Source organism: Nonlabens sp. Asnod2-A12 (genome assembly GCF_045063745.1).
Taxonomy (GTDB): Bacteria; Bacteroidota; Bacteroidia; order Flavobacteriales; family Flavobacteriaceae; genus Nonlabens; species Nonlabens xylanidelens.
This window is the reverse complement of the sequence record NZ_JBEFOB010000003.1, coordinates 2826360-2845589: the sequence shown is the minus strand read 5'-3', so window position 1 is coordinate 2845589 and position 19230 is coordinate 2826360. Positions and strand designations below refer to the sequence as shown.

Genomic DNA, 19230 nt, shown 5'->3' with positions numbered 1-19230 from the left:
CCCTACCTTTTTGTTACTACTACTTGATTATCAAATCTCAAGTCTATTGTTTTAATATCACCTAGTTGTTTATCTTTTTGCATTTTTGTTAGAAACGCTTTGTAATTGATCATCTTATGATCTAGTTTTTCAACTCTTCCCAGCTTCACTTTAAAATCTAAAGCTCTTACAGAAAGTGTTACTTCTTCTCTTTTATCAAATTTGATTTGAGTAAAAGATGCTTTTAATAACTCGTCATTTCTAATAAAATTGATCAGCTCAAATGTTTTATCCTGCACATTTTCACTAAAACCGTAAACGAGAGGCACATTTACAGTGTGTTCTTTTGATAACGGCATCATTAAATTATCCTGATCTAGATAAGCATCTGGCGTACCCATAATCCTTGCAATAGGCTTTCTAGGGCGCACAACAGCTTTAAGCAATCCATCGAGAGAAACGGAAACCTCTGCATCTCTGATCATTGCGTTTTGAACAAGTCGTAATTCACTCTTATTCAAATCTAGATTTTCTATCGTCAAGTTCTCTATAGAATCGTTATTTTGTATCAACAATTTATTAACGTTCTTTTCAGATATCAAAGGATCACTATAATCTGTAAATGTGATACTTACATCTTTAAGCTTTCTAGCTTCATATCTATTTGACGCAAATGCGTAAAGACTGATTACCAACACGATAACCAACACCAATTTTATGATGTTTTTTATTTTATGCATTGGACCACTTTTCAGTTAATTTATTTATCTCCACTCCTATATCTCCAGCACCTAACATAATAACAATTCTCGTGCCCATATCGTTAATAAACTCTTCTATATCGTCTTTTTCTACAACGGTAACCACCTCAGGTGATTGCTCTAGTGCATTAATCTTTCTGCATAGCAACTCTGACGTTATACCCTCTATAGGCAATTCTCTAGCTGGATAAATGTCTAGAAGAGCTACTTTATCAAACTTACTCAACGATAATGCAAATTCATCTATAAAATCTCGTGTTCTAGAAAACAAATGCGGCTGAAAAACTACTAGTTTCTCTTGCTCAGGATACATTTCTGTAACAGCTTGATAAACTGCATCTATCTCCTTAGGGTGATGTGCATAATCATCAATTAAAACCCTACGCTCATTATCAACCCTGTAAGTAAATCTACGTTTCACACCTGGAAATGATGCGAGTGCATATTTTAATTTTTCAGGATTTGCACCTTGCTCTAATGCGACAGCCATAGCTAGTATAGCATTACTCAAGTTATGTTTACCTGGTAATTTTAAAAGACATTTACCTATTTTACCTTGAGGTGTTTTTAAATCAAAATGATAAGCACCATCTATGATGACCTCATCGACAGCCTCATAATCACCAGAATCTAATCCTACTTTTAAACCTTGAAGGTCTAATTTTTCATTTAATAGCAAGGTTTTACCATCGAGTAAACCGGCAAAATCATGGAAAGTCTTTTCAAAAGTCGCAGCATCTCCATAAATATCAAGATGGTCTGCATCCATTGATGTTATTCCTGCGATATCCGGATCTAACTGCATGAAAGACCTATCAAACTCGTCTGCTTCTACCACCATAACATCCGTGCCAGAACACAAATAATTAGTATCGTAGCCTTCTAGAATTCCACCTAAAAAGGCAGTTACCTTAACGTCACTCTTATAAAGCAAGTGCGCTAGTATAGCACTAGTTGTTGTTTTACCATGCGTTCCTGCAATTGCAAGACAGGTCATGGTTCTAGAAATCTGACCTAATAATTGGGCACGTTTTAAGATGTTAATTCCGCTTTCGCGAAAGCGAACTAATTCTCCAAAATCTGCTGGAACAGCTGGTGTATAAATTACTTGTGCCGTTTCTATGTTTTTAAACTCTTCAGGTATTTTACCAAAACTATCAGAATAATGAATGGAGATACCTTCATCTTCCAACTTTTTAGAAAGAGCTGTCACGACGCGGTCATAACCAGCCACGTGCTTACCTTGATCATTTAAGTAACGAGCAAGCGCACTCATACCTATCCCACCGATACCGATGAAATAAAAATGCGATATGTGTTCTAGTTCTTTCATTTTAATAATTGCTCTAACTCGTTAACTATAGTTTTAGTAGCATCTGGAAGTGCTTGTTTCTTTATATTTTCAGAAAGTTTTTTCTGCAATTCTATATTTGATAATAAACCGGTCCATAAGGTTTTAAAGTTTTGATCTAGATCTACTTCTTTAATCATTAAGGCAGCATCCTGAGCAGTGATTGCTTGTGCATTTTTGGTTTGGTGATCTTCAGCAACGTGAGGTGAAGGAATAAAAACTACCGGTTTACCTACTATACATAATTCTGAAATAGAGCCAGCACCTGCTCTCGAGATAATAAAATCTGCAGCGGCATATGCCTGGTCCATTCTGTTTAAAAATGCATGTACCTGAATTCCTGGTTGTGCCTTTTCTTTATATTCTTGATAATAAAACTTACCACATTGCCAGATTACTTGAACATTTTCTTTTGTAAACAACTCTAGATTACTATCTATTAATTGATTTACTCTTCTTGCTCCTAGACTACCACCCAGAACAAGTAATGTTTTTTTACTTGCGTCTAGATTATAATGCGATAAAGCTTCTGCTCTTAAAGAGTCAACGTTAAGTAAGTCCTGACGTACAGGGTTACCAGTTAAAACTATCTTTTCCTTTGGAAAAAATCGCTCCAGACCTGTACTCGCGACACATATTTTATTTACTTTCTTACTCAGCAATTTATTAGTAATTCCAGGATAAGAATTTTGCTCTTGTATCAATGTAGGGATCCCTTTTTTATTTGCCATGAAAAGTAAAGGACCGCTAGCAAATCCTCCAGTACCTATAGCAATATCTGGTTGAAAAGATTTAATAATCTTACCAGCATCATATAAACTCTTTATTACTTTAAACGGAAAAGCAAGATTCTTGAGAGACAAGCTTCTTTGAATACCACTTATCCACAATCCTTTAATGTCATAACCAGCTGCAGGGACTTTTTCCATCTCCATACGATCGCTTGCTCCTACAAAAAGTATCTCACAGTCTGCCCACCTTCTCCTGCATTCATTTGCAATAGAAATAGCTGGATAGATGTGACCACCTGTTCCTCCTCCTGATATGATTATTTTAAATGGCTTCACTAAGTACGTCTAAAGGGTTCATTTCATCTTCTTTTATTTTCTCTCGGGCTTTCACCTCTTCTCTTTGCGCGCTTACACTTAACACTATCCCAACTGCCATACAAGTCATCAAAATAGAAGTACCACCGCTACTTATTAATGGTAGCGTCTGTCCTGTAACCGGTATTAAATTTACCGCCACAGCCATATTAGTCAGTGCCTGAAAAACAATAGGGAATCCTACACCTATAACCAGCAACTGCCCAAAAACAGAAGCAGCCTTTGTTGATATTATTATAAGCCTAAACAAGAAGAATAGGTACAAAGACAGAATAATTAAACCACCTATAATTCCAAATTCTTCCAAGATAATAGCAAATATAAAATCACTAGCAGACTGCGGTAACACATGCTTTGTAACACTTTTACCTGGACCTACTCCTACTATATAACCATTTGCGATAGCTGTTTTTGCTCGCTCTACTTGATATGTAGAATCTGAATCTCCCTCACCACCGAATGTAGCAATACGCGACACCCAAGTATCTACACGATTAGGGAATACACCAGGAAAAGCTTTAGCAGTTAAAACGAATAAAGTAAGCGCTACAAACCCTACACCTAACATCGCTAGTAAATACTTTAAAGGATACCCACCTACAAAACAAATCAATAAAATCATCGCAAAAATGAGTACAGCAGTAGACAGGTTAAAAGGAACGATAAGCATCAAAATAATCCCTACAGGAATCCATAATGGTAGTATAGATTCTTTAAACGTTACTACTTTATCTTTAATTGAGGCTAGATATTTTGCCACATATGCCATAAGTACTACAAAGGCAAACGTACTGGTCTGAAATTTCATCCCTATAACAGGAACTGTCATCCATCTACTTGCACTGGCACCACCCATAACGGTGCCTTGCATAGCAGTGTAACCTAGTAAAATTATCACCACCGGAAGTAGCAATACACTCAATCCTCTAAAATATCTATAAGGGATTTTATGTACAGAGTACAAAAGCCCCAAACCTATAACTACATGACCAAAATGCTTTACCAAAAATTTGGTAGTATTACCTGTTCCCTTACCTATGTAGGCAAGATTTGCACTTGCGCTATATACAGGCAGGAAAGAAAACACCAGCAATATGATTACTAGCGCCCACAAAAAGGTATCTCCAGATATGTAGTTTTTAATCCTCAATTTATAATCCTCTTACTGCATTTTTAAACTGACGTCCACGATCTTCATAGTTTTTGAAAAGATCAAAACTTGCACAAGCAGGACTCAATAATACGTTATCACCAGCCTGAGCTAATTTATAAGCTACTCTAACTGCGTCTTCCATACTACTAGTCTCTACCATTTGCTCTACACAATTGCCAAAAGCCTCTACTATCTTAGAGTTATCTTCTCCTAGACATACGATTGCTTTTACATTACGATTTACCAGACTATAAAGTTCTGAATAATTGTTTCCTTTATCAACACCTCCTACTATCCATACCGTAGGTTGCTCCATAGTATCTAGCGCATAATAAGTAGCATTTACATTAGTAGCCTTAGAATCATTGATGTATTGAACCTTATTGATTTTCAACACATTTTCCAGGCGGTGCTCCACTCCTTCAAATGAAGTAAGACTTTGTCTAATAGTCTCTTTTCTTATCTGTAAAAGTTTTGACGCAGTAGAAGCTGCCATTGCATTTGCAGTGTTGTGCTTCCCTTTAATTGATAATTTTTCTGTAGGCATAGTAAATACTGAGTTATGGGTGTTAATATGTATGTTGTTATCGAGCAAACACGCTCCTGTTTTTAATTCTCTTTCCATTGAAAAAGGAATGAGTTGTGCTTTAATATCTAATTTTTCTATAGCGTCTGTAATTGCTATATCATCGATATTGTAAATGAGGTAATCGTTCTCATCTTGATTCATCGTAATACGCATTTTACTAGCGACATAGTTTTCAAACTTGTAATCATACCTATCCAGATGATCTGGAGTGATATTTAAAATAATCGCGATGTGAGGTTTAAAACTGGTTATCCCATCTAATTGAAAACTACTCACTTCTAGTAATCTATTCTTTGATTCACCTTCAAATACTTGCTGAGCAAAACTCTTACCGATATTCCCACCGGTAGTATGATCTAACTCCGCCACATTTAAAATATGATCTATAAGACTGGTAACGGTAGTCTTACCATTTGCTCCTGTCACAGCAATAATATTTTCTTCAGTAAACCTAGACGCAAATTCTATTTCAGAAATCACCTCAATTCCTTCAGATTTAATCTTTAAAATCATTGCGGCGGTATCTGGTATCCCAGGACTTTTTACCACTAGAGATGCATCAAGAATCTTTTCCATAGAATGCCCTCCAGATTCATAGGTAATAGAATGTTTTTGTAACGCTTTCGCGAAAGCGGAACCTAAATCACCTCCATCACTTAAAAAAACATCGTAGCCTTTTTGAGCTCCTAATATTGCCGCTCCCATGCCACTGATTCCACCACCTAGAATAACCAGGCGTTTTCTATCGATATGTTTTTGCGATTGATTCATTATCGCATTTTAAGGGTTACCACACTTATGATAGCTAGCAAAATACCAACGATCCAAAATCTCACGACTATTTTACTTTCATGAATACCACGTTTTTGATAATGATGGTGTAAAGGTGACATCAAGAATATACGGCGGCCCTCTCCATGTCTCTTTTTAGTATACTTAAACCAACTTACTTGCATCATAACAGAAAGATTTTCCATTAAGAAAACCCCACAAAGAATAGGTATTAATAATTCTTTTCTAGTAGCAATAGCCAGTACTGCAATGATTCCACCTATAGTTAAACTACCAGTATCTCCCATAAATACTTGCGCAGGGAAAGTATTGTACCATAAAAAACCAACTAAAGCACCAGCAAATGCGGTAATAAAAACTACCATCTCACCAGAGTTAGGTATATACATAACATTGAGATAATCTGAAAAAACGATATTTCCTGAAATCCATGCAAACAATGCCAGGGTTATCACAACTATAGCACTGGTTCCTGCAGCAAGCCCATCTATACCGTCTGTAAGATTTGCACCGTTAGAAACTGCTGTCACTATTATGATTACTATAGGTATAAAAACTAACCAAGCCCAGTTAGCAAGGCTAGGATCTATCCAATCAATTAGGCTCGCATAATCAAACTCATTATCTCTTACAAAAGGAATAGTCGTTTTTGTAGACTTTTTTGCAGCTTCAAACTCGATAGGTGAGTTTTGAGTAATTAATTCCTGTGAGTTCTTTGGGTTTACTTTTTCTTCTTTTATAGTAACCCCATCATGAAAAAACATAATAGAACCTATAATAGCACCTAAACCTACCTGACCTATTACTTTAAATATACCTTTAAGACCACCCTTATCTTTTTTAAAGATTTTAATATAATCGTCTGTAAAACCTATTAGCCCCATCCATACTGTAGTGATGATAAGCATAACCACATAAATGTTATCTAGTTGACATAATAGAAATACCGGTATTAAAGTCGCTAGTATAATTATAATACCACCCATGGTAGGCGTACCAGCCTTTTGCGCCTGACCTTCTAGTCCAAGATCACGAACAGTCTCGCCCACTTGTTGTCTTTGTAAAAATGTAATAATACGCTTACCATAAATGGTAGAAAATGCTAAAGAAAGAACAAATGCTATAGCGGCTCTAAAGGTTATAAAACCAAAGAGTGATGCACCAGGCATATTAAATTCTTCTTCAAAATATTTAAATAAATAGTATAACATTTTTTACTTGTTGAGTTTATTAAGGATATCGGCTATTATTTTACGATCATCAAAATCAGATCGTACACCATTTATCTCTTGGTATGTTTCGTGACCTTTTCCTGCTATTAGAATAATGTCATTTTTATCTGCCATTTTTGCTGCCGCTTTAATAGCCTGACTTCTATCTAGAATAGTTATAGTCTTTTTATAATCCTGTGGCTCTACTCCTGCTTCCATATCATCAAGAATCAATTGTGGATCTTCTGTACGCGGATTATCACTTGTGAAAATAACTTGGTCACTTAAAGCAGCAGCTATGTGAGCCATTTTAGGCCTTTTTGATGTATCACGATCGCCACCACAACCTACTACTGTTATTACATTCTCATTTCTAGTACGTATAGAATTAATAGTTTCTAATACATTCTTGAGAGCGTCTGGTGTATGGGCATAATCTACAATGGCAGTAATTCTATTCTCTACCGTAGTAAAATATTGAAACCTACCTGACACACCTTCTAACTGGGAGATCACTTCTAACACCTCTATCTCTTCTAGTCCTAATTCTATAGCACAAGCATAAATAGCCAAAACATTATAGGCATTAAATTCACCTACCATTTTAGACCACACTTCATGCTCATTGATCTTTAACAACAAACCACCGAACTGATTTTCTATAATCTGAGCGCGATAGTCTGTAAATGTCTTTAATGCATACCCCAGCTTTTTAGCCTTTGTATTTTGCAGCATCACAGCTCCATTCTTATCGTCTAGATTTGTTAATGCAAATGCATCTTTAGGCAACTGATCAAAGAATCTTTTCTTCACATCTCGATATTCTGCAAAAGTCCTGTGGTAATCTAAATGATCATGAGTAAGGTTAGTAAACACTCCTCCTGCAAACTCAAGGCCTGTCACTCTTTCTTGCGCTATTCCATGACTACTTACCTCCATAAAACAATAATCTACACCTATCGCAACCATAGCTGCAAGATGTTTATTAATAGTCATAGGATCTGGAGTTGTATGCTTTGTCGCAACTACTTTCTCATCAATTAAAATCTCTACGGTTGAAATTAAACCTGTCTTAAAGCCTGACTTTTTAAAAAGCTGGTATAATAAAGATGTTGTAGTCGTTTTACCATTTGTTCCAGTAACTCCTACCAACTTTAGTTGTCTAGATGGGTTTTCATAAAAGTTAGCAGCCATTAAAGCCAGCGCTTTATGTGCGTTCTCAACTTTTATATAAGTCACATTTTCATCTTGATAATCTGGCATTACCTCAAGAACGACAGCTTTAGCCCCTTGTGATACTGCTTTTTCAATGTAATCATGACCATCTACAGCTGTTCCTTTAATAGCCACAAAAAGATCATTCTCTTTTACAGCTCTAGAATCAAAATGTATATCATTGATCTGAACATCTGTTGAGCCAATAACTATATCTAGACCGACTTTATATAATATGTCTTTTAGAATCATCATATCAATGTTAGAGTTACTTTATCTGATGGAGATATTTTAGTACCTGCTTTTAGACTTTGTGATTTTACTTTTCCAGAACCTTTTAAAATAACATTAGCTCCTAAATTTTCTACTATTGCAATGGCATCCATCGCTTCCATACCTATCAAATTAGGAATCTTCATGGAAGAAACTTCATTTTGGGCATGAGCTTTACTTAAATAAGAATCTGTTGAAACAACCATTTGTGTTGGTATAGCCTGTTGCAACTCTAGCTGATCTATTAAAGGATTGTTAGCATATATTTTTTGCGCAATTGTTTTAAAAACAGGTCCCGCAACTATATTACCGTAATACCCTTTTCTAACACTAGGTTTTGTTATCACCACTATGCAGCTATATTTAGGCTTATCTGCCGGAAAATACCCTGCAAAAGAAGCTATATAATTACCTGAAGACTTCCAGTATTCTGTCTGACATGTCCCTGTTTTACCAGCCATAGAAAAGTTTTCACTATACAGGTTATCTGCAGTCCCTCTTTTCACCACATTCTCCATCATTACTTTTACCTTATCAATTGTATTCTGAGAACAAATCGCAGGATTTATTATCTCTCGATCAAATTTTTCAATGACCTTTTCCTTTGACTTCACTTCTCTAATTAATCTAGGCTTTACCATTACACCATTATTTGCAACAGCATTATAAAATGTAAGAGTTTGCAAAGGCGTTAATTGTACCCCATAACCAAACCCCATCCACGGCAACGATAATCCACTCCAGTTCTTATCATCTGGGTGAGGTATCATAGGAACACCTTCTCCTTTAATAGGCAGGCTCAACTTCTCGTTAAGATTCATACTATATAATCTATCCACATAATCTTCTGGATTAGATTTATAATTATTCTGTATCATTTGCACAAGTGCTGTATTTGAAGAAACCTCAAAGGCTTTAGCCACGCTTATTTTACCATAACCACCATATTTAGAATCGCGTACATTACGGCCGTAATAAGAAATCTTACCACCTTTTGTATCAAACACAGTACTGGTATCTACTACTTTATCTTCTAGCGCAGCTATAACACTCATCAATTTAAATGTAGAACCAGGTTCATGAGATTCCCATACAGCATAATTTCTCTTTTCAAAATACTTACCGTTATCTCCTCTACCTAGATTAGATAACGCCTTAATCTCACCTGTTGCAACCTCCATTACTACCGCAGTACCATGATCTGCTTCAAAATATTCTAATTGTTTTAGTAATGCATGATGCGCAACATCCTGCATATTCACATCTATGGTCGTGTATACGTCAAAACCATCATTAGGATCTAATTCATTCTCGCTATTAATAGGTTTCCATTGATTTTTACCTATTTTCTGCTCTAATTTAACACCATCACTACCTCTCAAATAAGGAGCAAAAGCACCTTCTAATCCTACAGGAGCACTTCCTCTGCGATCATAACCCACGATACGCTCTGCCATTTTACCTAACGGATGCTCGCGCACTATTCTTTTCTCTACTATTAAACCACCACGGTAAGGCCCTTTTTCAAAAAGAGGAAACTCCCTTATTTCTTTATAATCTCCATAATTGAGATTTTTTGCGATAAGCATGTAACGATTTTTGTTACTATGCGCTTTTCTTAATTTCTGTAAATAATAACTTTTAGATTTGTCAAATTTCTTTCCCAACTCCTCAGCAAGAGCAGCTATATTCTCATTAAAATCTTTACTAGATGGCGCTAAAGCATCAAATCGTATATCGTACTTACTTATAGAAGTTGCTAGCAACTGTCCATTTGCATCATATAAATTACCTCTAGTAGAAGGAATAGTGTCGTTTCTAAAAACGCGTTGCTCTGCTTTGGCACGGTAATCATCTCCTTCAATAAATTGAATATTGATAATTTGAACCACTACCAATAATGCAACAACAACAAACAGTGCACTCACCAAGTACATCTTGTTCAATATATTTTTATTAGTTGTTGCCATCTTTGCTTTTTACAATTACTATTTTCTGCGGCGGACTCTTAGCCGGAGCAATCCCTTTATTCCCTATTTTTCTTGCAATGGTAGACTCCATTTGCATAAACATTAATCTTCTTTCTAAATCTGTATACTCGCTATGCAGCTCTGTCACTTGTTCATTAACAGCAGCTAGCTTATGCACTTTTCTCTCATAACTATGACCAGTAAAAATCATAGCAATTGCAAGTACCGCAGCAAATAATATGAAACGCCAGTTTTTAAAAGCGTCGTCATTAGTTAAGAAACTACCCTTTAATATGTCATATACTTTGGTAGCCATTTATTCTCTCTCTATTTTTTCTGCTATACGCAACTTGGCACTTCTTGCCCTATTATTCATTTTTATCTCTTCTTTAGAAGGGATAATCATTTTACCTATCCTTTTAAAAGGAACACTAGATCTACCGAAAACATCCTTCTCTGGTTCTCCTTCAAAAAGACCATTGCGCATAAACCTTTTTACAGGCCTATCTTCTAAAGAGTGATAAGAAATAACACTCAATCTACCACCCACTTTAAGCACCTCTTCTGACTGTCTTAAAAAATCATACAGCACCTCCATTTCCTTATTCACTTCTATACGTATAGCCTGAAACACTTGAGCCATTAACTTATGCTCAATTCTCTCCGGCACAAGTGGTGAACAAATCTCTTTAAGGTCTGCGACGGTTAATATCTCAGCCTCTTCTCTAGCACTTACTATTCTTCTAGCTAGTTTATGCGCAATACGCAACTCTCCATAAGCCTTAAAAATCCTTACGAGATCTTCTTCATCATACTCATTAACTACGACTACAGCGTCTAACTCTTGTTCTTGATTCATACGCATATCAAGTCTAGCGTCAAATCGAGTAGAAAAACCACGCGCAGCCTCGTCAAATTGATGAGAACTAACACCCAAGTCAGCAAGAATACCATCCACCTCTTTAGCTCCATAAAGCCTTAAAAACCTTTTCATGTAACCAAAATTTTGATTGATCAACATAAAACGATCGTCATCAATGGCATTTGCCAGCGCATCTGTATCTTGATCAAATGCAAACAGTCTTCCATCCGGACCTAAACGTGAGAGAATCTCACGGGAGTGACCACCACCACCAAAGGTGACGTCCACATACGTTCCTGACGGATTAATATTTAATCCATCTACGGTTTCTTTTAAAAGAACCGGATTATGATAAGAGGTCGATTGTGTCATTTCCCATTACTTCTTCAGCGAGATCAGCAAAGTCATCTAGCGAGTCATCTATAGCCGCTTCATACTTTTGCTTATCCCAGATTTCTAATATATTCACCGCACTCGACACGGTTACTTCTTTTGTAATTCCAGCAAAGGTTATAAGATCCTTAGGTATAAGTAATCGTCCATTTGCATCTACCTCAACAGTTTTAACTCCTGCTGTAAAACGACGTATAAAATCATTATGCTTTCTATTGAAACGATTTAAACCGTTCAATTTTTCCATCATTTTATTCCACTGACTCATAGGATAGAGCTCTAAACAAGGCTGAAAAACAGCTCGTTTAATCACAAAACCATCCTGAACGACCGGTGTCAGTTGCTTTTTTAAAGCAGCTGGCATCATAAATCGCCCTTTGGCGTCAGTTTTACACTCGTATGTACCTATAAAATTGTTCACTAGAAATAGCTGTTTAGCGCTATTAAATCAAAAATAAGAAATTAAATACCACTTTTTACCACATTTTACCACATTGTTGATAAGTGAGCCTTATTCTGAATAACTACCCTAGTTATTAACAATTTAAGAATCGGTACTTAATATTCAAAAAGGATGTTAATTCCACTTTCGCGAAAGCGAGACAGCAACATTTAATATTTTAAATAAAAACTGAATTTTCTCTTTAAAAACTAAAGAAATTGAGGCATCTTGCTACATTCAAAACAACTATATTTGCCACTTAGAATTACCCTATGACGCACGACTTAATCAAAGACGGTAAATTTGAATATTACATTACAGGAGAAGGAACACCTATAATCATACTTCATGGTTTAATGGGTGGATTGAGTAATTTCCAGGGTGTGATCGATTATTTCCCCTCAAAAGGTTATCAAGTAGTTGTGCCTACTTTACCGCTGTACACCACGCCACTTATTAAAACTAGCGTCGGTACATTTGCAAAGCACATCAACGCCTTTATCGACCATATGGGCTGGAAAGAGGTTATTTTACTAGGCAATTCTCTAGGAGGCCATATCGGACTAGTTACTACAAAGTTATTTCCTGAAAAAATTAAAGCTCTTATAATCACTGGTAGTTCTGGCCTTTATGAAAGCGCGATGGGTGAGAGTTATCCTAAAAAAGGAAATTACGACTACATCAAAGAAAAAAGTCAAGACGTATTTTATGATCCTGCTGTCGCTACTAAAGAAATAGTAGACGAAGTATTTGCTACGGTTAACGATCGCAATAAACTGCTTAAAACACTAGCCATAGCAAAAAGTGCTATTAGACATAACATGTCTAAGGATTTACCTAATATGACAACTCCAGTTTGTATCATATGGGGTAAACAAGATAGCGTGACCCCACCTGCAGTTGCAGACGAGTTTCATGAAAAACTTGCAGACAGCGACCTGTACTGGATAGATAAATGTGGGCATGCAGCCATGATGGAACATCCTGATGAGTTCAATGAAATTCTTAATAGCTGGCTAGAAAAAAGAAATTTATTATAAAGAAATATTTTTCCATTATTAATCCATAGTCATCGTGAATCAAACAGTTACTATACACTGTCTGATCATAAATCTAGCCGACTAATCATTACCTTTGCCATATGAAAATTACTAGCGCAGAATTTGTTATATCTAACCAAGACGTAAAAAGATGTCCTAACTCTGGAATTCCAGAATATGCATTTATAGGTAGATCTAATGTAGGAAAATCTTCTTTAATCAACATGCTTACAAACAAGAAGAGCCTAGCAAAAACATCTGGCAGACCTGGAAAAACGCAATTAATCAACCATTTTCTAATCAATAAATCTTGGCACCTAGTCGATTTACCTGGTTATGGATATGCGAGAGTTTCTAAGACTAGCAAAGCAAAGTTTCAAAAATTTATCACTAAATATTTTGAACAGCGCAAGCAGTTAATCTCAGGATTTGTATTAGTAGATGTAAGACATGAGCCACAACCTATAGACGTTGAATTCATGGAATGGCTAGGCGAGAGTGGTATTCCTTTTAGTATCATTTTTACCAAAGCTGACAAATTAAAGCCTAATGCTTTAGAACGTAATGTAGAGGCTTACAAAAAGTACCTTACTGAAGGATCTTGGGAAGAAATGCCCCCATACTTTGTCACTAGCTCTTCAAACAATCAAGGAAAAGAAGAACTATTAGAATACATAGGCGGTATAAACGATAGCTTATAAGACCGTTAAAAAACTGGTCTATCATTAACCGTATTTTTACGTATCTCACGTAAGATACCCTCGATACCATTTACTTTCATATCAAAAACAGTTGTCATATAGTTACCTAATTTACCTTTAGGAAACCCCTGCCTTCTAAACCAGACATAATACGACTCCGGTAACTCACTAAGGAATTTACCTTTGTGAGCACCGAAGGGCATTTTATACCATGACATTTCTATCAATAGATTGTGATCAAATAATGGTTCTTCCATTTATTTAAAAGAGTTACTTACTCTCTTTAAGGTTTAATTTTTCTGCAAAATAATCGCAAAAATCAATCATCGTATCTCTCATTTTATCATCATTTGTAGCACGATGATAAGTGTCTGCCATAGAAACAAGTGTCTGATGAAAAAAGACTCTCATCTCATCCACAGGCATATCTTTGGTCCATAAATCTATACGGAAAGACTCCTTCTCTACACTATTCCACATAGAAACCATCATAGCCTTAGCCTCTGCAGCATCTACACCACCATCTGGCGCACTCCATCTTATGTGTTCTGGCACTCTATTTTCATCTAGCTCGATCCCTATCTTAATAGTAGATCTATTTTTATTATCTGACATTATTGTAATGGTTTGTATTTAGATCGTTTAAAAATTTCTTCTGGTTTTAATTGAATCATTGTTTCTATATCCACCTCGTTATTCTCCATAAATGATTTCACCATTCTGTATCCTATATAGCGACCTACACCACCTGGCGTCTGCTGGTCTACCTCTAGATAGAATTTAGAAAAAGGTGCTGGTAGTATGAAACGAGATAATAATTTTGAATCTGTATCGTATAATAACTCGTTATCTATAAAATACCTCCACATCTCACCTTCATTCTCAACAGTAAAAGCATATTTCTCAGGAGTATAACTAAACAACTGATCACCAGTTGCGTTAGGCGCAAATAATTCTTGTAGATAATGTAACTTACCGTGATAAATCATATTACCCAGTAAACTACGTTCCATACTAGGCTCAACAAAGAGTCGCGCATACGCTAGAGAAGCATCAGCCGGTAGCTGTTCTATATTTAAATTCTCCCTCTGATACTTATTAATCCCTATATACAACTCATGATCCTTACCTAAATAAGTATCTATAGAAACTATTAATTGACTTGCAGTAGGTATCACCTTCTGTCTATAATTCACATCTGACAGGACTGTTACAACAGAAGTAGGTTCAAAATCTGGAAAATAATACACCACGTGGCGCATTACATCTTCTAACTCTTCTTCTATTTCTACATAATTAAAATCAGCGTCGTCTACGGCTTTTTCTAATACATTATGTATAGAATCTTTACCTTCCATTTTTGCCATCCACACGCTATCAGGCACTGTTACTGGAAAAAACAGTGGATACTCTCCTTTCATCGTAGACAAATCTGCTTTTTGAGCATCTGCAAATTCCTCATGAAATTTCACGAACTCTACATCTAGAGGTATATTAGAAATCTCTTCTTCTACTTTTGAACTAGATGTACATGAGGTTATCGCTTTCGCGAAAGCGACAATAACAAAAAACTTAAATAACTTAATCTTCATACATCAATAACTCGCTATTATTTTATTTATTTTTAGGCTTGCAAAAATACGATTATGAAAACTGATAAAGTTACTGATTATATAGTAAAATGGTTAAAAGATTATGCTACGAAAGCCGGAGTTAAAGGTTATGTGGTAGGCGTAAGTGGCGGTATAGATAGCGCCGTTACCTCTACTTTATGCGCAATGACCGGGCTAGATCTACTTTGCGTAGAAATGCCTATCCACCAGCATGAAGATCATGTGACAAGAGCTCAAGAACACATAGAGCAACTAAAAAATCGTTTCAGCAATGTTAGCGATGTACGTAGTGACCTAACACCTGTTTTTGATATTTTCAAATCAAACATGCCTAGCATAGACAGCAGTCCACAGGTAGAACTTACTCTAGGAAACACTAGAGCAAGATTGAGAATGACCACACTCTATTATCATGGAGGTGTAAATGGCTTATTAGTTGCTGGAACAGGTAATAAAGTAGAAGATTTTGGAGTTGGTTTTTACACTAAATATGGCGACGGCGGTGTGGACGTTAGTCCTATTGCAGATTTAATGAAAAGTGAGGTTTATGCCATCGGTAAACTGGTAAACGTACCTGAAAGCATTATGAAAGCAGCACCTAGTGACGGTCTTTATGGAGCTGAAAAAACAGACGAAGACCAAATAGGAGCCAGTTATGACGAGCTAGAATGGGCTATGAATCAAATAGATAAAGGTCATAATGTTGAAGATTTAAGCGATAGAGAGCAAGAAGTGTTAAACATTTATTTATCATTTAACAGAAGGAATCAACACAAGATGAACCCTATTCCTGTGTGCGAAATACCCTCTAATTTTAGGTAATTTTTAACACCTAATTCTCTGTGATGTAAGGCAATACGCACACTTGATTTTGTAAGAATTACTATGAGCTGTATATATTTGTAGATACAATAATTAATAAGAAATGGACATTTTATTAGCAGACCATCATCCCATCTTTAATAAAGGGTTAAAAGCTATGATGAAAGACTATAAAGACTTTCAATTTGTAGGCAAAATAGATGACGGTAAAGATCTTATTTCTGGTATCACAAAACACGATCCCGATGTGCTAATTCTCGAAGTCGATTTACCCAATTCTAACGGTGTGGGATCCCTTAGAGAAATAAGGTCTCATTTTCCAAATATCAAAATTCTAGTTGTAAGCTGTCATCCTGAAGAAATATACGCTATAAGCTCAGTAAAAGCAGGCGCAAATGGCTACATAGCAAAAACGCGTTCTGTAAAAGAAATAAGAAAATCATTACTTACTGTTGCCAGTGGAGAAACATTCCTCTCTGAGGATATTAAAAATCAATTAAACAACAAGCAAACTAGTAATATTCTTAAATTCAAAAAACTATCTACTAGAGAGATAGAGGTCTTAAACTTATTATCTAGAGGTAAGCGTAATAAAGAAATAGCTCAACAACTATCTATCAATGAGAAAACAGTAAGTACTTATAAGACTAGATTACTTAAAAAACTAAACGTTGATAATATAGCAGACTTAATACATCAGTCACGCTTATTACAAATCACTAGCTAAACAAGAACCTACTTAAACCATCAGAAGGTATAACCGTTCTGTTTTTTAAATCAATTTTAGTCCTTAACAAATTATAATCCATTACTTGCCTTAAAGCCTCTTGATTATCAATTTCAGGTGAGTTTTTTGCTATAATCCTATTAATATTCTCCACTAGATCATAAATAAGAAACTGCCTAAAATGCAATAGAACTTGACTAGTATATTCCGACACAGACTGATCTTTGTGTTTAGGAAAAATCTGATTACGCTCCCAATCATGAAGACTATACTTATCATCTGACATGGTAATATCTGCGATAACACTTGCATATTGCCCCTCAAAAGCAGATAGTATCAATTGAACGTCCAGCTTTTGCTCTAATAGTAGAACATCAATTATTTTAGTATATATCGCCTGAAAATCAGGATTAGCAAACTTAATCTCATCAGAGTGTAGGTCCATGTATATTTTCTCATAAACACGTTGCTCTCCTTTTACTGTTTCATATTCGACTTCTACACCACTACCATCCTGAATATATTCATCTTCAAAAACTTCATCTTTTCCTCCGTATAATAACAAGATAGCAATAATAGAGCGTTCTAACAATCCTCTACGGTCTACATTTAAGTTCTCTGGAGAAATCTCCACTTTGGTCATAGGCGCTTGCGCTTTTTCTTTGACCTGCTTCTTTTTTTGCTCCATTAGTCCAGAATTGCGTACTTGTGCTAGGGTAGAAAACAACACATCTTCACCTATATCTAGAATAGCAGCACTTTCTCTAACATATATCTCTCTAGATATATCATCAGGTATTTTTGCTATACTATTTACTATATCCCTAATCATATCAGCTTTCTTAATGGGATCACCAGCAGCTTCTTCTTTAAGAAGGTTTGATTTAAACGAAATAAAATCACGAGCATTATTAGTAAGAAAATCTACTATTTCAGATTCCGTATGAGATTTTGCAAAAGAGTCTGGATCCTCACCATCAGGAAAAGTGCAAACACGTACATTCATTCCGGTTTCTAATATAAGATCAGTACCTCTTATGGCCGCTCTCATACCAGCCGCATCACCATCATATAATACAGTAATATTCTTTGTAAGTCGCTGTATTAATCTAATTTGTTGACTAGTCAGCGCAGTACCAGAACTAGAAACCACATTCTTAACTCCTGCCTGATGCAATTGAATTACATCAGTATAACCCTCAACTAGATAACAAAGATCTTCTTTTGCTATAGCCTGCTTTGCCTCATATATACCGTAAAGAACATTTGATTTATCATAAATCTCACTCTGTGGAGAATTGAGATATTTAGCCGCTTTTTTCTCATTATTGAGAATTCTACCTCCAAAACCTAAAACTCGCCCAGAAAGACTACGTATAGGAAACATAACACGACCTTTGAATCGATCAAATTTCTTGTCCTCCTTAACAATTGAAACACCTGTCTTATTTAAAAACTCTAGTTGATAACCTGCTTTTATAGCTGCGTCGGTAAAAGCACTCCATTGATCTGGATTATAACCTAACTGAAAATAATCTATCGTTTCATCTGTAAAGCCACGCTCTTTAAAATAGCTATATCCTATCGCTTTACCTTCATCAGTTTTTAACTGCCCATGAAACCAATCTGCTGCATACTTAGAAACCAGAAACATAGACTCTTTCTCATTTTGAACCTGTTTCTGCTCATCAGTTTGTTGTGTTTCTTCGATTTCAATACCATACTTTTTTGCCAGCCATTTTATCGCTTCAGGAAACGTAAAATGCTCATGTTCCATAATAAAAGTAACTGCATTACCACCCTTACCAGAACTAAAGTCTTTCCAAATTTGCTTAACCGGACTAACCATAAAACTAGGCGATCGTTCTTCGGTAAAAGGACTCAATCCTTTAAAATTAGAACCAGATTTCTTTAATTGAACAAAATCACCGATCACCTCCTCTACACGAGCAGCGTCAAATACAGCATCTACAGTTGTTCTTGAAATCATTTGAAAAATATTCTAATATAAAAATAGTGTTTTCCCATAAAAGCGGGCCGCACTTAAATATATAAAACCAAAAAAAGCCCTTGATTTCTCAAGAGCTTTCTTTTCTTAGTAGCGAGGACTGGACTCGAACCAGCGACCTTCGGGTTATGAGCCCGACGAGCTACCTACTGCTCTACCTCGCGATTTAAAAACGATCAGTTACTTGTTTTACAACCTCAGATCATTACTCTGACAACTTCC

19 protein-coding genes and 1 tRNA gene are annotated in these 19230 nt (G+C 35.9%); 4 read left to right on the top strand and 16 right to left on the bottom strand.

Annotated elements, in window-relative coordinates:
* Positions 1–2 precede the first annotated feature (2 nt).
* From ACJJVJ_RS12920 to mraZ, 11 genes are read right to left on the bottom strand one after another with little or no spacing between them, the layout of a single operon-like run.
* Positions 3–719: a cell division protein FtsQ/DivIB gene (locus tag ACJJVJ_RS12920; protein WP_405370756.1), complete on the bottom strand. Its 717-nt coding sequence runs from the start codon at positions 717–719 to the stop codon at positions 3–5.
* Complete coding sequence (murC, locus tag ACJJVJ_RS12915) at positions 712–2073, bottom strand: UDP-N-acetylmuramate--L-alanine ligase (RefSeq protein WP_405370754.1); 1362 nt, start codon at positions 2071–2073, stop codon at positions 712–714. Before murC ends, ACJJVJ_RS12920 begins: the two co-directional genes overlap by 8 nt.
* Positions 2070–3158 carry an undecaprenyldiphospho-muramoylpentapeptide beta-N-acetylglucosaminyltransferase gene (murG, locus tag ACJJVJ_RS12910; RefSeq protein ID WP_405370752.1) on the bottom strand — a complete coding sequence of 363 codons (1089 nt, stop codon included), beginning with the start codon at positions 3156–3158 and terminating at the stop codon, positions 2070–2072. The genes murC and murG overlap by 4 nt, the downstream gene beginning before the upstream one ends.
* Positions 3145–4347, bottom strand: a complete 1203-nt coding sequence (locus ACJJVJ_RS12905; RefSeq protein ID WP_405370750.1) for an FtsW/RodA/SpoVE family cell cycle protein — start codon at positions 4345–4347, stop codon at positions 3145–3147. The genes murG and ACJJVJ_RS12905 overlap by 14 nt, the downstream gene beginning before the upstream one ends.
* 1 nt (position 4348) lies before the next feature.
* The gene (murD, locus tag ACJJVJ_RS12900) at positions 4349–5710 is read right to left on the bottom strand and encodes a UDP-N-acetylmuramoyl-L-alanine--D-glutamate ligase (protein WP_405370748.1); all 1362 of its coding nucleotides are present in this window, start codon (positions 5708–5710) and stop codon (positions 4349–4351) included.
* The gene (gene mraY / locus ACJJVJ_RS12895) at positions 5710–6942 is read right to left on the bottom strand and encodes a phospho-N-acetylmuramoyl-pentapeptide-transferase (RefSeq protein ID WP_104515766.1); all 1233 of its coding nucleotides are present in this window, start codon (positions 6940–6942) and stop codon (positions 5710–5712) included. The genes murD and mraY overlap by 1 nt, the downstream gene beginning before the upstream one ends.
* Before the next feature lie 3 nt (positions 6943–6945).
* Positions 6946–8412: a UDP-N-acetylmuramoyl-L-alanyl-D-glutamate--2,6-diaminopimelate ligase gene (locus tag ACJJVJ_RS12890; RefSeq protein ID WP_405370746.1), complete on the bottom strand. Its 1467-nt coding sequence runs from the start codon at positions 8410–8412 to the stop codon at positions 6946–6948.
* The gene (locus ACJJVJ_RS12885; RefSeq protein WP_405370744.1) at positions 8409–10400 is read right to left on the bottom strand and encodes a penicillin-binding protein; all 1992 of its coding nucleotides are present in this window, start codon (positions 10398–10400) and stop codon (positions 8409–8411) included. The genes ACJJVJ_RS12890 and ACJJVJ_RS12885 overlap by 4 nt, the downstream gene beginning before the upstream one ends.
* The gene (locus ACJJVJ_RS12880) at positions 10387–10716 is read right to left on the bottom strand and encodes an FtsL-like putative cell division protein (protein ID WP_170034601.1); all 330 of its coding nucleotides are present in this window, start codon (positions 10714–10716) and stop codon (positions 10387–10389) included. The genes ACJJVJ_RS12885 and ACJJVJ_RS12880 overlap by 14 nt, the downstream gene beginning before the upstream one ends.
* Positions 10717–11634 carry a 16S rRNA (cytosine(1402)-N(4))-methyltransferase RsmH gene (gene rsmH / locus ACJJVJ_RS12875; protein WP_405370742.1) on the bottom strand — a complete coding sequence of 306 codons (918 nt, stop codon included), beginning with the start codon at positions 11632–11634 and terminating at the stop codon, positions 10717–10719. It abuts the gene before it with no gap.
* Positions 11609–12076: a division/cell wall cluster transcriptional repressor MraZ gene (mraZ, locus tag ACJJVJ_RS12870; protein WP_405370740.1), complete on the bottom strand. Its 468-nt coding sequence runs from the start codon at positions 12074–12076 to the stop codon at positions 11609–11611. Before mraZ ends, rsmH begins: the two co-directional genes overlap by 26 nt.
* 293 nt (positions 12077–12369) lie before the next feature.
* Here mraZ and ACJJVJ_RS12865 point away from each other — a divergent pair, with 293 nt between their 5' ends.
* Together ACJJVJ_RS12865 and yihA are read left to right on the top strand one after the other, a co-directional pair.
* Positions 12370–13137 (top strand): alpha/beta fold hydrolase, encoded by a 768-nt coding sequence (locus ACJJVJ_RS12865; RefSeq protein ID WP_405370738.1) that lies wholly within the window; start codon positions 12370–12372, stop codon positions 13135–13137.
* Positions 13138–13238: 101 nt separating this feature from the next.
* Positions 13239–13838, top strand: coding sequence for a ribosome biogenesis GTP-binding protein YihA/YsxC (yihA, locus tag ACJJVJ_RS12860; RefSeq protein WP_104515771.1), 600 nt, complete (start codon positions 13239–13241; stop codon positions 13836–13838).
* Between the two features lie 5 nt (positions 13839–13843).
* On the opposite strand, the gene ACJJVJ_RS12855 is transcribed toward yihA, so the two are convergent.
* From ACJJVJ_RS12855 to gldB, 3 genes are read right to left on the bottom strand one after another with little or no spacing between them, the layout of a single operon-like run.
* The gene (locus ACJJVJ_RS12855; RefSeq protein ID WP_405370735.1) at positions 13844–14095 is read right to left on the bottom strand and encodes a DUF3820 family protein; all 252 of its coding nucleotides are present in this window, start codon (positions 14093–14095) and stop codon (positions 13844–13846) included.
* Between the two features lie 13 nt (positions 14096–14108).
* The gene (gldC, locus tag ACJJVJ_RS12850) at positions 14109–14453 is read right to left on the bottom strand and encodes a gliding motility protein GldC (RefSeq protein ID WP_104515773.1); all 345 of its coding nucleotides are present in this window, start codon (positions 14451–14453) and stop codon (positions 14109–14111) included.
* On the bottom strand, positions 14453–15430 hold the full coding sequence (gldB, locus tag ACJJVJ_RS12845; RefSeq protein ID WP_405370733.1) for a gliding motility lipoprotein GldB: 978 nt from the start codon (positions 15428–15430) through the stop codon (positions 14453–14455). The genes gldC and gldB overlap by 1 nt, the downstream gene beginning before the upstream one ends.
* Positions 15431–15484: 54 nt before the next feature.
* Here gldB and nadE point away from each other — a divergent pair, with 54 nt between their 5' ends.
* Both nadE and ACJJVJ_RS12835 read left to right on the top strand, forming a co-directional pair.
* Positions 15485–16273 (top strand): NAD(+) synthase, encoded by a 789-nt coding sequence (gene nadE / locus ACJJVJ_RS12840; RefSeq protein WP_405370731.1) that lies wholly within the window; start codon positions 15485–15487, stop codon positions 16271–16273.
* A 103-nt stretch (positions 16274–16376) separates the two neighbouring features.
* The gene (locus ACJJVJ_RS12835; RefSeq protein WP_104515776.1) at positions 16377–17000 is read left to right on the top strand and encodes a response regulator transcription factor; all 624 of its coding nucleotides are present in this window, start codon (positions 16377–16379) and stop codon (positions 16998–17000) included.
* On the opposite strand, the gene dnaG is transcribed toward ACJJVJ_RS12835, so the two are convergent.
* Positions 16993–18990 carry a DNA primase gene (gene dnaG / locus ACJJVJ_RS12830; RefSeq protein WP_405370729.1) on the bottom strand — a complete coding sequence of 666 codons (1998 nt, stop codon included), beginning with the start codon at positions 18988–18990 and terminating at the stop codon, positions 16993–16995. The two genes, ACJJVJ_RS12835 and dnaG, sit on opposite strands and share 8 nt — an antisense overlap.
* 109 nt (positions 18991–19099) lie before the next feature.
* Positions 19100–19172, bottom strand: a tRNA-Met gene (locus ACJJVJ_RS12825).
* Positions 19173–19230 lie beyond the last annotated feature (58 nt).